Raw genomic sequence first — 12,570 nt, 5'->3', positions numbered from 1 at the left:
TGTACGTTCCTGACGTGGCAGCCGACGTCGTCGCCTGGCGGCCGGCGGTCCCCGGGCTCACCGAGGTGTTCCACGCCCGGTTCACCGACCACGTCTACCCGGCGCACACCCACGACGCCTGGACGCTGTTGCTCGTCGACGACGGCGCCGTCCGCTACGACCTCGACCGCCACCCGCACGGCGCCTCGGCGGCCGCCGTCACGCTGCTGCCGCCCGGCGTCCCGCACGACGGCCGCTCGCAGTTCCCCGGCGGCTTCCGCAAGCGGGTGCTGTACCTGGAGCCGGCGACGCTCGGCGAGGAGCGCGTCGGCCGCGCCGTCGACCGGCCGGCGTTCGCCGACCCCGTGCTGCGCGACCGGGTGTCCCGGCTGCACGCCGCCCTCACGCCGGCGACCGAGGACCTCGAGGCGGCCAGCCGGCTGGCGTTCGTCGTCGAGCGACTGGGCCGCCACCTCGACCGCGCCGTCGCCGCGCCGGACGAGGTCCGCGACGACCGCGTCGCCGACCGGCTGCGCGACCTGCTCGACGCCCGCCTCGTCGAGGGCCTGCCGCTGGAGGCGGCCGCCGCCGACCTCGGCGTCTCGGCCACCCACCTCGTGCGCGCCTTCACCCGCCGGCACGGCCTCCCGCCGCACCGCTACCTGACCGGGCGGCGGGTCGACCGCGCCCGGCGGCTGCTGCTGGCCGGGATGCCGCCGGCCGACGTCGCCCAGGCGGTCGGGTTCCACGACCAGGCGCACCTGACCCGGCACTTCCGCCGGATGCTGGCGACGACGCCCGCCGCCTACGCCCGCTCGGCCTGAGCGCTCAGGGCGCGGCGACCTCGACCGCGGCCTCCATCGGCCCGCCGCACGCCGCGCTGCCGCCGACCCGCACCCAGTCGAGGTCGCGCTCCTCCTCGGCCAGCACGGTGCCGTCGGCGGCGAGCACGGTGACGACGGCCGAGTCCGGCGTCGTCATGTCGACCGGGACGCCGGCGGTCGAGCCGGTCAGCGCGGCCGTCACCGCGGCGCGCGGCACCGGGTCGGCGTCCTCGCGGACGACCTGCCCGCACCCGCCCGCGCAGGCCACCCGGACCGACGCCGGCGCGGGCTCGCCCCAGTCGCCGGCGAGCTGCACGCGCAGCCCGTTGGTCCACCCGATCGCGGGGCAGACCGCGCCGTCCGGGCCGCCGGGGGCCCCCGCGCAGCCGGCCAGCAGGACGGCGGTGAGCAGCAGCGGCGTCCTCACTCGAGCAGCGCCTCCCCGAGCGGCTCGGCGCGCTCGAGCACCGCGCCCGCCGCGTCGAGGGTCTCGACCGAGGCCAGCCCGTCCGGCGGAGGCCCCACCGCCGCGACGCCGTCGACCAGCGGCACCTCGCCGAGCACGCCGCCGGCCGCGTCGAGCAGCCGCGCCGACGCCGCCTCGGCCGGGGCCACGACGACCAGGGTCGGCAGCACCGGCGAGTCGGCGCTCGCGTCGGTCACGTCGCACACCGCGGCCACCACCCGGTCGCCGTCGCCGGCGGCCCGCAGCTCCGAGCCGCAGGTCCAGCCGGCGCTGCCGGTGCGGTCGACGGCCACCCCGGCCGTCGTCCCCACGTACACCGCGCCCGACGGCAGGGTGGCGGTGAAGACGGCCAGCCGGGCGGTGCCGACGGTCGGCGCGGGCACGTCACCGGCCCACAGCACGGAGAAGGCGACGTCGTCCGGGCCCAGCCCGGTGCGCGCGAGCAGGGCGTCCATCTCGGCTCGCAGGACCTGGTCGCCCGGCGCCGCCGCCGGCTGCGCACGGGCCCAGGCGACGTCCAGCTCCGGTTGCGTGAACTGGCTCCAGGGCGTGTCCGGCATGGTCGTGATCACCTCGGTGCCGTCGCGCTCGACGCGGTAGCGGTAGGCGGCGTCGGAGGGCAGCGGCGAGGGCCCGCGGTCGACCAGCGCGACGCCGTCAGGGGCGTCGACGCGGGCCCAGGTGCGGGAGGCGGTGCCGTCGGCGGCGATCTCGGGCCGCTCCGAGACGCTGACCACGTCGCCCGGCTCGGTGACGACCACCACCGCGCCGGTGACCGGATCGGCCGAGGCCAGCGGCTGGGCGGGGTCGACGACGCGCGGCAGGCCGTGCACCGCCATCTGCTCCGGGGCCGCTCCGGCCGGGCCGGTGAACCACGCGGCGACGGTTCCGCCGCGCGCGCCGAGGTCGGTCTCCAGCTCCGGGTCGGGCACGAGCGGGGCCGGCTGGTCGCCGTTCGGGGCCGCGACCAGCGCCCACCGCTGCCCGGCGACCTCCCCGGCGAACACGACGCGCCGGCCGTCCAGGGCGGGCTCGGGCACGCCGGCGGCGTCGCCCGACCACGGCAGCCGCCGCACCCCCTCGACGAAGGCGGCGTCGCCGGCCAGCGAGCCGCGGGGAGGCCCGTCCAGCACGCCGTCCGGGACGGACCCGGGCGCGGCCACGCCGGTCGCCGGGGCGGGGTCGTCCCCGCCGCGCACGACCACCGGCACCGCGACCACCACGGCCGCCACCGCGACGGCGACCGCGGCAGTGCCGGTGCGCCGCCGCCGGTCGCGCCGGTGCCGCGCCACCACCGCGGCGGCGAGGTCCTCCCGCGGCGGGGGAGCGGTGCGCTCGGCGAGCCGGGTCAGCCGGTCGGTCAGGTCGTCCATCGGGAGCCCTCCCCGGGCACGGGCACGGGCGCGGTCAGCAGCGCGCGCAGCCGGGCGAGCCCTCGGGTCGTCTGGGTGTTGACCGCACTCGCGGAGCAGCCCATGGCCTGCGCGGCCTGCTGCTCGGAGAGGTCGGCGTAGTAGCGGAGGACGACGGCGGCGCGCATCCGCGGCGGCAGCGTCCGCAGTGCCGCGCGCAGCTCCTCGTCGCCGTCGCGCTCGTCGGCCGGTCCGGCCCGGTCGGGCACGGACTCGACCACCTGCTCGCCGGTCGACAGCCGGCGCCGCCAGCTGGTGTGCGCGGTGACCACGGCCCGGCGGACGTACGCCGTCGGGTCGCCGCGGCCGGCCACGCGGTCCCAGTGCCGGTAGGTGCGCAGCAGGGCGGTCTGCACGAGGTCCTCCGCGTGCCCGCGGTCGCCGGCGAGCAGGACGGCGAGGCGCAGCAGCCCCGCCTGCTCGCGGGACACGAACGACTCGAAGCAGGTGTCCTCGCTGCCCACCCCGTGCCTCCCGCCGGTCGCCGTCACCCTCTACACGCGGCGGGGCCCCCGGCGGACCCACAGCGGCGGGTCACGGGACGGTCACGATCACCGTCGTTGCCCGCGCCGCCGGGGACGGCGGGGACGGCGGTCGCGGCGCGAGCGTAGGAGCGCGGCGGGTCAGCCGGCCAGGTCGGCGAGCGCGTCGGCGACCGCCCGGTCCCGCACGAAGTCCAGCGCCAGCAGCCGGTGCACCAGCACGCCGCGGCGGGTCAGCCGCAGGTCGGCCGGGCGCAGCCGGGGGAGCGCCGCGCCGCCCGGGCGCGGGGTGGCCGGCGGCGGGTCGAGCAGGCCGTCGCGCTGCAGCTCGGCCAGGTCCTCCAGGGCGCCCCACGCCGTCCAGCCGCGCGGGTCCTGCGGCACCGGAGTCATGGGCAGCGGGACGCGCTCGCGCCGGCCGACGGCGGCCAGCAGCACCCACTGCCGCCCGGTGAGCCCGGTGGCCAGCCGCAGCCCGCGGTGCACGACGGCGGGGTCGAGGTCGGGGGAGACGGCGGCCTCGGCGAGCAGGTAGCCGAGGTGGCGCACCCGCCACTCCTCGGCGGTGGCGCGGGCGGCCAGCAGGACCGCCTCGCCCACCTCGTCGGCCGGCGCGCGCTCGCCCGGGCCGGGCAGGAGGAAGGCGTCGGTGCGCACGGTACGACCCTGGGCGGCGCGGGTCACCGACAGCTCGGTGGCGAAGGCGAGCGCGGCGCCGGCGCGGCAGCGGCCGCGGGTCGACGCCGGGGACGGCGGCTCGGTGTCGGCCGCGTCCGCGGTGCGCCGCAGCCAGGCGGCGAGCCCCGCGTCCAGGCGCACCCGCGCCGGCGCCGGGTCGAACAGCAGCCCGGCCGCGCCGCGCGCCATCGACCCGGCCACCAGCTCGCCGGCCTCCACCAGCGCGCGACCCGGCGCCCGTTCCCGCTGCTCCACGCGTCGATCATGGCCGAGCCGGGCGCCGCGTGTCGGCCCGGCGGCGGCCGCCTCACCACAGGGGGGCAGGGGCGGTGAGCAGATCGGAACAGGAGTTCCCCGTGACGGCGACGGCGGGGAAACCGCGGCCCGCGACGCTTCCGCCCCATGGCCGCCCCCACCCGCACCGCGCCCCCGACCGCCCCCGCACCGCCGAGCCCGCCGCGCGGCGGGCGCTGGATCGACGACTGGCGCCCCGAGGACCCGCAGTTCTGGGAGAGCACCGGCAAGCGGGTCGCCCGCCGCAACCTGTTCTTCTCGGTGTTCTCGGAGCACGTCGGCTTCTCGGTCTGGAGCCTGTGGTCGGTGCTCGTGCTGTTCCTGCCCGAGCCGGTGTTCGGCATCGACCCGGCCGGCAAGTTCCTGCTCACCACGCTGCCCACCGCGCTGGGCGCCTTCGTGCGGCTGCCCTACACCTTCGCCGTCGCGACCTTCGGCGGGCGCAACTGGACGATCGTGAGCGCCGCGCTGCTGCTGGTGCCCACCGTCGCCACCGCCGTCGTCCTGGAGCCCGGCGTCTCCTACTCCACCCTGCTGGTCGTCTCGTGCCTCGCCGGGGTCGGCGGCGGCAACTTCGCGAGCTCGATGGCCAACATCAACGCCTTCTACCCCGACCGGCTCAAGGGCTGGGCGCTCGGCCTCAACGCCGGCGGCGGCAACCTCGGCGTCCCGGTGGTGCAGCTCGTCGGCCTGCTCGTGCTGGCCACCGCCGGGGCGGAGCACCCGCGGGTCGTGCTGCTCGTCTACGTCCCGCTGATCGTGGTCGCCGCCGTCGGCGCGGCCCTGCTCATGGACAACCTGACGACGGCGCGCAACCAGCCGCGGGCCATGCGCGAGGCCACCCGCGAGCCGCACACCTACGTGATGGCGTTCCTCTACATCGGCACGTTCGGCTCGTTCATCGGCTTCGGGTTCGCCTTCGGCCAGGTGCTGCAGAACCAGTTCGCCGCCGACTTCGCCACCCCGCTGGCCGCGGCGTCGCTGACCTGGCTGGGCCCGCTGCTCGGCAGCCTCGTGCGCCCGCTCGGCGGCTCGCTGGCCGACCGCTTCGGCGGCGCCCGGATCACCTTCTGGACGTTCATCGCGATGGCGGCCGGCGCCGCCGTCGTGTTCACCGCCAGCCGGGTGGGGTCGCTGCCGCTGTTCGTCGTCGGGTTCGTGCTGCTGTTCGTGCTCAGCGGCGTGGGCAACGGGTCGACCTACAAGATGATCCCGGCGGTGTTCCGCACCCAGGCGCAACAGGCGGTGGCCGCGGGCGGCGACCCGGCCGCCGCCGACCGGCACGCGCTGCGCATGTCCGGGGCGCTCATCGGCATCGCCGGCGCCGTGGGCGCGTTCGGCGGGGTGCTGGTGAACCTCGCGTTCCGCCAGTCGTTCCTCACCACCGGCAGCGGCGACGCCGCCTACCTGGTGTTCATCGGCTTCTACGCCGTCTGCGTGCTGGTCACCTGGGCGGTGTACCTGCGCCCGACGTCCCGCATGGCGGGGGTGTAGGCCGCCTCCCTGCGGGCCCCCGAGCGGGGGCCCGCAGGGCCGCGAGGGGGAGCCGCGGGCGGGCTCAGCGGCGCGGGGGGGACGGCACCTGGCCGCGCGTGGAGCCCGGTGGGGCGACAGATCACAAGGCCAGGCGGTAGCCGCGCTTGACGACGGTCTCGACCAGGCCCGGCCCGAGCGCCGCGCGCAGCCGGGTCACCGCCATCTCCACCGCGTGCCCGTCCCCGCCGCCGGGCAGGCCGCGCACCAGGTCGGCCTTCGCGACGACGGCGCCCGGCCGCACCGCCAGCGCCCGCAGCACCGCCATCGAGCCGGGCGGCAGCTCCACCAGCCGGTCGTCGAGCACCGCGGCGTACCCGCGCACCTGCAGGCGGGCGCCGCCGACGCCGAGCACCGGGTCGCGCTCGGGCAGCCGGGCCACCACCTCGCGGGCCAGCGCGCCCAGCCGCGAGCGCTCGGGCTGCACGGTGGCCACGCCCGCCGCCTCGAGCGGGCCCGCGGTCACCGGGCCGACGGCGACCGGCAGGACGCCGCCGGTCAGCGCGGCCACCACGGCGTCGTGCTGCCCCATCTCCGCGGCCACCGACAGCAGGCTGGCCGCGGCCGGGGCGCTGGTGAAGGTGACGGCGTCGACCCCGCGGGCGACCACCGTCGTCACCAGCCGGCGCAGCGGCGCGACGTCCTCGGGCAGCACCCACCGGTAGACCGGCACGGTGAGCACCTCGGCGCCGGTGGCGCGCAGCGCCTCGACGAAGTCCGGCAGCGGGTCGCCGTGCAGCTGGACGGCGACGCGGCGGCCCTCCAGCGGGCCCTCCGCGCCGGAGAGCAGGTGCTCGAGCACCTCGGCGGAGGACTCCGACGCCGGCGACCACGCGTCGACCAGCCCGCCGCCGCGGATCGCGCCGCGCGCCTTGGGGCCGCGGGCGAGCACGCGGGCGGTGCGCAGGTGCTCCACCAGCGGCAGGTCCCACGCCTCGGCGGCCTCCAGCCAGCCGCGGAACCCGACGCCGGTGGTCGCCACCACCAGGTCGACCGGCGCGGCCAGCACCGCCTCGGTGGCCGCGACCAGCTCGGCGTCGTCGGCCAGCGGCACGATCCGGATCGCCGGCGCGTAGACCACCCGGGCGCCGCGGCGGTCGAGCAGCGCGCCGAGCTCCTCGCGCCGGCGGGCCGCGGTGACGGCCACGGTGTACCCGGCCAGCGGGGCCGGTGCACCGGCCGGCGGGTCGGCAGCCGGTGATGCGTCCGCGGGAGCCGGGTCGGGCTGGGGAGCGGTCACCGCACCATGGTGGCGGGTCGGCGTTGCGGGCATGTGTCGGCCCCGGGCTCAGGGACGCCCGGCGTCCCAGCAGGCGAGCAGCACGGTGGCGTCGTCCTGCAGCACGCCGCCCTGGTGGTCGAGCACGGCCCGCATCAGCCGGCGGGCCGTCTCCGGCGGCGGGTGTCCCGCGGCGGACGCCCGGGTCAGCAACTCGACGAGCCGCTCCTCGCCGAACCAGGCCCCCGAGGCGTCCCGGGCCTCGGTGACCCCGTCGGTGTGGACGGCCAGCCAGTCCCCGGGCTCGAGCACCTCCTCGCCGACGGTGACCCCGCCGGCCTCGATCCCGAAGGGCACCCGCCGCCCGCCGCCGAGCTCCTTGACCACCCGGCCGCCGCGCAGCAGCAGGGGCGGGGGGTGGCCGGCGTTGACGTACCGCAGCCGCCCGGAGCCGGTGGCCAGCTCGGCCAGGACGCCCGTGACGAAGGAGCTGCCGGGGAACGTCGCGGCGACCACCTCGTCGACGGCGAGGGCCTGCTCGAAGACGCTGCGGCCGTCGCGGCGCACGCTGCGGTAGGCCGCCAGCGCGCCGGCGGCGATGAGCCCCGCCGGCAGGCCGTGGCCCATCGCGTCGAACACCGCCATCGAGACGGTCTCGCGGGACAGGGAGTAGTCGAAGGCGTCCCCGCCGACGTCCTCGGCCGGCTCCAGCAGCCCGGCGAGCACGAACTGCTCGGAGGCCGCGGTGAGCGGCGGCAGCTGCTGCCAGATCAGCTCGGCCGACACCGACCGCCGCACCGTGCGCCGGGCGCGTTCCAGCGCGTCGCCGTAGGGGCCCATCGAGGTGACCAGGTGGCCGACCAGGGAGGACAGCCAGCGGCACTGGGCGCGCAGGCCGGGGTCCTCGAGCTCGGCCGCGCTGCCGACCTGCACCTCCAGGACGCCGAGCCGGTCCGCGCCGTCGACCAGCGGCACCCACAGCCGCGGGGCGCCGTGCCCCTCCGACGGCAGCGGGGTGCCCGTCTGGAAGACGCGGCCGGGCAGCGTCCCCTCGACGGCGATCGGCTCCCCGGCGGGCTCGTCGTCGCACGGCAGCCGCCACAGCCGGCGCTGCTGGTGGTCGACGACGTGCACGACGACCTCCACGCCCAGCATCCGGCCGGCGTCGGCGGTGAGGGCGGGCAGCCGGTCGGGGGAGGCCGTGCTCGCGGTGTCCAGCAGCTGCAGCAGGGCGGCGAGCGGGCCGGTGGTCGGCCGGTGGCGGTACTGCGGGCGGGTGTAGGGGACCCGCCGGGCGGTGACGAGCTCGTCGAGCCGCTCGTTGACCGCGAGCGCCAGCAGGTCGCCGTCGACGGGCGGCAGCGGGAGGACGCCGCTGAGGTGGGCCTCGACGGCCATGAGGTCGGCGTTCCCGCCGAGCGAGAAGTACCGCACCCACAGCTGTTCGTCGTCGAGACCCGCCAGGGCCTTGGCCGCGCGCAGCGCGGCCAGCTGCTCGGACGGCGGGACGGGGCCGGACCGCTCCATCAGCGGCGCCGGCGGACGGCGGAGTCGACCACGGTGCGCGCGGCCTGCCGGAGGGTCCCGGCCTCCCCGCCGGAGCGGGCGACCAGCATCCCCAGGGCGGCCTCCTCGCTGATCCCGTGCCGGGCCATCAGCACGCCCTTGGCCGTGCTGACGAGGTCGCGGGCGGCGAGCGCCTGGCGGAGCTCGTCGCTGGTCCGGCGGGCCCGCTCCCGGTGCTGCACGTTGGCCACCGGGATCGCCGCCTGCGCGGCGGCCATGGTCACCAGGCGCTCGGTGTGGGCGTCGAGGACACCGGGGGCGTCGGCGTAGACCTTGAGCGCCCCCAGCGTCCGCTCCCCGGCGACGAGCGGGGCGCTGAGCGCAGCGGTCAGGCCGAGCCGCGCCGCCCCGGCCGCCCAGCGGGGCCAGCGGGTCTCCGTGGCCAGGTCGGGGACCCGCACGAGCTGCCGGCCGGCGACCGCGGCCAGGCACGGCCCCTCGTCGAGCTCGTACTGGAGGGCGTCGGCCTGCTCGACCCGGCGGTCGGTGGCGCCCGCGGACCGGCGGCCCTGCTCGTCGACGATCGACACCCCGGCGCCGGCCGCCCCCGGCACGGTCTCGAGGACGAGCGCGCTGAGCAGCCCCAGCGAGGTGTCGACCGTCTCCTCGGACAGCAGCAGGCCCGCCATGCGGGCGAAGACCACCGACAGCTCGTCGGCCAGCGGGAGGTGCGGGGACGCGTCAGGGCGCATGGGTGCACCTCGTCAGGAGTGCGGCCACCTCGGCACCGGCTCTGGGTGGACGTGGTCCGCCCCCGGAGGTTAGTGCCGCGGCGGGGCCGCGGCTCAGCGCAGGGCCGCCGCCGTCCAGGTGGGCACCGCGCCGCCGTCGCCGGTCACCAGCCCGCGGCTGGCCAGCAGCCGCAGGTGCGCGTCGGTCTCGGTGACGGCGAAGATCCGCATCCGCCGCGCGTACTCCGACCACGGGCGCGACCAGGTGAGGTGCGCGGCGAGGTCCCAGGGCGTGCTGCCGGGATGCTCGCGGACGGCGGCCAGCAGCTCGGCCAGCCGCCGCTCGTGGTGGGCGCGCAGCTCGCGGGTGCGCGCGCCGAGGCCGCGGAACCGCCACTCGTGGCCGGGCAGCACCTCGGCGGGCTCCCGCGCGCCGACGGCCTCCAGCGAGCCGAGGTACTCGCGCAGCGGGTCGGCCAGGCCGCCGGCGTGGGTGGAGATGTTGGGGCTGATGCGGGGGAGGACGTGGTCGCCGGCGAAGAAGAGGCCGGTGTCCTCGTCGGCGAAGCACAGGTGCCCGGCGGTGTGCCCGGGCGTGTGCACCGCGCGCAGCGACCAGCCGGGCAGGTCGGCGCGGTCGCCGTCCTCCAGCAGCCGGTCGGGCCGGGCCAGCCGGTGCCACTGCGCGCGCTGCTCCGGCGTGCCGGCGTCGGCGCGGGCGTCCGCCTCCGGCGCACCCAGGCCCACCAGGAAGGCCACCTCGGTCTCGGTGGACAGCTCCGGCGCCCGCCCGGTGAGCGAGGCCAGGCCGCGGGCGTCGGCCGGGTGCATCGCGATCCACGCGCCGGAGGCCTCCCGCACCCGGGCGGCCAGCCCCACGTGGTCGAAGTGCATGTGGGTGACCAGCACGCCGCGGACGTCGGCGACGCCGGCGCCGATGCCCGACAGGCCCGCGCACAGCGCCGCCCAGCTGTCGTCGGCGTCCCAGCCGGTGTCGACCAGCCCGAGCCCGCCACCGGCCAGCTCCAGGACGTAGGCGTTGATCCAGCGCAGCGGGCCGGCCAGCGGCACCGGCACCGACCACAGCCCGGGGCGCACCCGCTCGACGCCCGGCACCGTGCGCTCCCGCCACGCCGCCTGCTGCGCGGGCCCGGTCACCTCCATGCCGGTCACCTCCATGCCCGTCGCTCCTCCGCCGGTCCCTCCCACGCCGGTCCCTCCCATGCCGGAACCCTCCACGCCCGGCACTCTGCCACCGCACCGGGCCGCCGGGCTGGGAGGATGGGAGCCGTGCCGACGCCGCCCGCCGTCCCCGTGTCCGCCACGCCGCGCCGGCTGCGGCTGATCTGCGCGGTCGCCGCCGCCGTCGTCGTGGCCGTGATGGTCGTCGTCGCGGTCCTGCTCACCGAGTCCTCGACCGGCGTGGTCACCTTCGGCCTGGTCGACCAGGTCGCCGTCGTGGGCCTGGGCCTGTTCGTCGGGGGCGGCGTGATGCTGGCCGGCGCGTCCCGGGTCGACGCCGACGCCGACGGCGTGCGCGTGCGCAACGTGCTGGTGAAGCACGAGCTGGGCTGGGACCGGGTGCGGGCCGTGCGGTTCGACCGGCACTCCTCGTGGGCCAGCCTCGAGCTCACCAACGACGACGAGGTCGCCGTCCTCGCCGTCCAGGCGGTCGACCGGCAGCGCGCGCTCGACGCCGTCGAGGGCCTGCGGGCGCTGCTCGCCGCCCACCGCGCGGCCCATCCGAAGCCCGCCACCGGCCCGCTGCTCTACGAGTGGGAGGCCCGGGAATGACCCGGAGGTCCCGGACGCTGTAGCATGGGCGTGCCTCCCCGCTACACGAGGCGCGTGAACCACTCCAGCGGCCCCGCCCCGGGCCGCTGACCCAAGAGGAGCCCGCTCCCACCTGGCGCCGCCGAGGCGCCCAGGTCACCGGTTCGCGAGACGCCGGCCCGCCCCGGCCGGCGTCCCGCGACGTACCCGGCCCATCCGTGGGCCGGGGCGGTACCGGCGAGACGGGCCCTGTGAGCACACCGCTCACGGGGCCCTCGTCGTCTCCGGTCCCGGAGGGCGGCTCCTCCCGTGTGAACTGCAGAGGAGAGGCCATCACCGAGCCCCGTATCAACGACCGTATCCGCGTCCCCGAGGTCCGTCTGGTCGGACCGGAGGGCGAGCAGGTCGGCATCGTGCCGATCGGCGAGGCGCTGCGCCTGGCGCAGGACTCCGAGCTCGACCTCGTCGAGGTCGCGCCGATGGCCCGGCCGCCGGTCGTCAAGCTGATGGACTACGGGAAGTTCAAGTACGAGTCCGCCCAGAAGGCCCGCGAGGCCCGGCGGAACCAGGCGCTCACCGTCATCAAGGAGATGCGGCTGCGTCTGAAGATCGACCCGCACGACTACGAGACCAAGAAGGGCCACGTCGAGCGCTTCCTCAAGGCGGGCGACAAGGTCAAGATCACCGTGATGTTCCGCGGTCGCGAGCAGTCGCGCCCGGAGATGGGCTACCGCCTGCTGCAGCGGCTGGCCGGTGACGTGTCCGAACTGGGCGTCATCGAGTCCAACCCGAAGCAGGACGGCCGCAACATGGTCATGGTGATCGCCCCGCACCGGAACCAGGCCGCGACCGACGGCGCCCGCCGTCAGGCCAAGGCCGAGCGGGCCGCCGAGGGTCAGACCCCGACGGCCTGACCGGCGCACCGCAGGACCGCACCACCGAGACGGCCGGCGCCGTCGCGGCAGCCCCGCGCTGCCGCGCGGCGCCGACACCCACGAACAGGACGACGAGGACATGCCGAAGCAGAAGACCCACAAGGGCACCGCCAAGCGGGTGCGCGTGACGGGCACCGGCAAGATCATGCGCGAGCAGGCCAACAACCAGCACAAGTTCGAGCACAAGTCCTCGCGGCGCAAGCGCCGGCTGGAGAAGGACCAGGTCCTGAGCCCCGCCGACACCAAGGCCGTCAAGAAGCTGCTGGGCATCTGAGCCCCCGCCTCCCGTAACGAACAAGGAGTACTCACGTGGCACGCGTGAAGCGGGCGGTCAACGCCCAGAAGAAGCGCCGGACGACCCTCGAGGCCGCCAGCGGCTACCGCGGTCAGCGTTCGCGCCTGTACCGCAAGGCCAAGGAGCAGATCCTCCACTCGGCCACCTACAACTACCGCGACCGCAAGGTGCGCAAGGGTGACTTCCGCAAGCTGTGGATCACCCGCATCAACGCCGCCGCGCGTCAGAACGACATGACCTACAACCGGTTCATGCAGGGCCTCAAGCTGGCCGGCATCGAGCTCGACCGCCGCGTGCTCGCCGAGCTCGCGGTCAACGAGCCGGCCGCCTTCGCCGCGCTGGTGGAGACCGCCCGCGCCGCCGTCGCCGCCGCTCCGGCCGGTGGCGAGCAGGCCGCCTGACGTTCCGCCTCCCGACGCCGCCGGCGTCCGGTCCTCCGGGGC

The 12,570-nt window shown here is 77.3% G+C and carries 14 protein-coding genes; 6 read left to right on the top strand and 8 right to left on the bottom strand.

Annotation, left to right across the window (positions count from 1 at the left end; genetic code table 11):
- The first annotated feature begins 14 nt into the window (after window positions 1–14).
- Complete coding sequence (locus WA616_RS09860; protein WP_336029338.1) at window positions 15–803, top strand: AraC family transcriptional regulator; 789 nt, start codon at window positions 15–17, stop codon at window positions 801–803.
- Between the two features lie 4 nt (window positions 804–807).
- Here WA616_RS09860 and WA616_RS09855 read toward each other — a convergent pair whose 3' ends face one another.
- From WA616_RS09855 to WA616_RS09840, 4 genes are all read right to left on the bottom strand, one after another.
- A complete protein-coding gene (locus WA616_RS09855) occupies window positions 808–1,230 on the bottom strand; it encodes a hypothetical protein (RefSeq protein WP_336029336.1) in 423 nt (140 codons plus the stop codon).
- Window positions 1,227–2,642 (bottom strand): hypothetical protein, encoded by a 1,416-nt coding sequence (locus WA616_RS09850; protein WP_336029334.1) that lies wholly within the window; start codon window positions 2,640–2,642, stop codon window positions 1,227–1,229. The genes WA616_RS09855 and WA616_RS09850 overlap by 4 nt, the downstream gene beginning before the upstream one ends.
- The gene (locus WA616_RS09845) at window positions 2,630–3,145 is read right to left on the bottom strand and encodes a SigE family RNA polymerase sigma factor (protein ID WP_073422712.1); all 516 of its coding nucleotides are present in this window, start codon (window positions 3,143–3,145) and stop codon (window positions 2,630–2,632) included. Before WA616_RS09845 ends, WA616_RS09850 begins: the two co-directional genes overlap by 13 nt.
- Before the next feature lie 159 nt (window positions 3,146–3,304).
- Complete coding sequence (locus WA616_RS09840; protein WP_336029332.1) at window positions 3,305–4,096, bottom strand: hypothetical protein; 792 nt, start codon at window positions 4,094–4,096, stop codon at window positions 3,305–3,307.
- 147 nt (window positions 4,097–4,243) lie between these two features.
- Between WA616_RS09840 and WA616_RS09835 the strand changes: the two genes are divergently transcribed.
- On the top strand, window positions 4,244–5,629 hold the full coding sequence (locus tag WA616_RS09835) for a nitrate/nitrite transporter (RefSeq protein WP_073422714.1): 1,386 nt from the start codon (window positions 4,244–4,246) through the stop codon (window positions 5,627–5,629).
- Between the two features lie 121 nt (window positions 5,630–5,750).
- Here the strand turns inward: WA616_RS09835 and WA616_RS09830 are convergent, their stop codons facing one another.
- The 4 genes from WA616_RS09830 to WA616_RS09815 all read right to left on the bottom strand — a co-directional run bounded on the left by WA616_RS09830 (window position 5,751) and on the right by WA616_RS09815 (window position 10,303).
- Window positions 5,751–6,908 carry a uroporphyrinogen-III synthase gene (locus WA616_RS09830; protein ID WP_336029330.1) on the bottom strand — a complete coding sequence of 386 codons (1,158 nt, stop codon included), beginning with the start codon at window positions 6,906–6,908 and terminating at the stop codon, window positions 5,751–5,753.
- Window positions 6,909–6,956: 48 nt separating this feature from the next.
- A complete protein-coding gene (locus tag WA616_RS09825) occupies window positions 6,957–8,414 on the bottom strand; it encodes a PP2C family protein-serine/threonine phosphatase (protein WP_336029329.1) in 1,458 nt (485 codons plus the stop codon).
- On the bottom strand, window positions 8,414–9,145 hold the full coding sequence (locus WA616_RS09820) for a GAF and ANTAR domain-containing protein (protein WP_336029327.1): 732 nt from the start codon (window positions 9,143–9,145) through the stop codon (window positions 8,414–8,416). Before WA616_RS09820 ends, WA616_RS09825 begins: the two co-directional genes overlap by 1 nt.
- Window positions 9,146–9,238: 93 nt before the next feature.
- Window positions 9,239–10,303, bottom strand: a complete 1,065-nt coding sequence (locus WA616_RS09815; RefSeq protein WP_336029325.1) for an MBL fold metallo-hydrolase — start codon at window positions 10,301–10,303, stop codon at window positions 9,239–9,241.
- A gap of 102 nt (window positions 10,304–10,405) precedes the next feature.
- On the opposite strand from WA616_RS09815, the gene WA616_RS09810 reads away from it, so the two are divergent.
- The 4 genes from WA616_RS09810 to rplT all read left to right on the top strand — a co-directional run bounded on the left by WA616_RS09810 (window position 10,406) and on the right by rplT (window position 12,528).
- Entirely contained in the window at window positions 10,406–10,918 is a 513-nt protein-coding gene (locus WA616_RS09810; protein WP_442901993.1) for a PH domain-containing protein, read from the top strand.
- Window positions 10,919–11,208: 290 nt separating this feature from the next.
- On the top strand, window positions 11,209–11,811 hold the full coding sequence (infC, locus tag WA616_RS09805; RefSeq protein WP_073422718.1) for a translation initiation factor IF-3: 603 nt from the start codon (window positions 11,209–11,211) through the stop codon (window positions 11,809–11,811).
- 100 nt (window positions 11,812–11,911) lie between these two features.
- A complete protein-coding gene (gene rpmI / locus WA616_RS09800; protein ID WP_073422719.1) occupies window positions 11,912–12,106 on the top strand; it encodes a 50S ribosomal protein L35 in 195 nt (64 codons plus the stop codon).
- 35 nt (window positions 12,107–12,141) lie between these two features.
- Entirely contained in the window at window positions 12,142–12,528 is a 387-nt protein-coding gene (gene rplT / locus WA616_RS09795; protein ID WP_093579784.1) for a 50S ribosomal protein L20, read from the top strand.
- Window positions 12,529–12,570: the final 42 nt, after the last annotated feature.

Origin of the sequence: Geodermatophilus sp. FMUSA9-8, from assembly GCF_037034165.1 — a bacterium.
GTDB classification, from domain to species: Bacteria; Actinomycetota; Actinomycetes; order Mycobacteriales; family Geodermatophilaceae; genus Geodermatophilus; species Geodermatophilus nigrescens.
The sequence above is the reverse complement of the archived record's forward strand: the minus strand, read 5'-3'. Positions and strand labels throughout refer to the sequence as shown.

Coding starts and splice junctions, on each gene's coding strand:
- WA616_RS09850 (WP_336029334.1), bottom strand. CDS start 2,642: ATGGACGACCTGACCGACCGGCTGACCCGGCTCGCCGAGCGCACCGCT.
- WA616_RS09835 (WP_073422714.1), top strand. CDS start 4,244: ATGGCCGCCCCCACCCGCACCGCGCCCCCGACCGCCCCCGCACCGCCG.
- WA616_RS09825 (WP_336029329.1), bottom strand. CDS start 8,414: ATGGAGCGGTCCGGCCCCGTCCCGCCGTCCGAGCAGCTGGCCGCGCTG.
- WA616_RS09820 (WP_336029327.1), bottom strand. CDS start 9,145: ATGCGCCCTGACGCGTCCCCGCACCTCCCGCTGGCCGACGAGCTGTCG.
- WA616_RS09815 (WP_336029325.1), bottom strand. CDS start 10,303: ATGGAGGTGACCGGCATGGAGGTGACCGGGCCCGCGCAGCAGGCGGCG.
- WA616_RS09810 (WP_442901993.1), top strand. CDS start 10,406: ATGGGAGCCGTGCCGACGCCGCCCGCCGTCCCCGTGTCCGCCACGCCG.
- rpmI (WP_073422719.1), top strand. CDS start 11,912: ATGCCGAAGCAGAAGACCCACAAGGGCACCGCCAAGCGGGTGCGCGTG.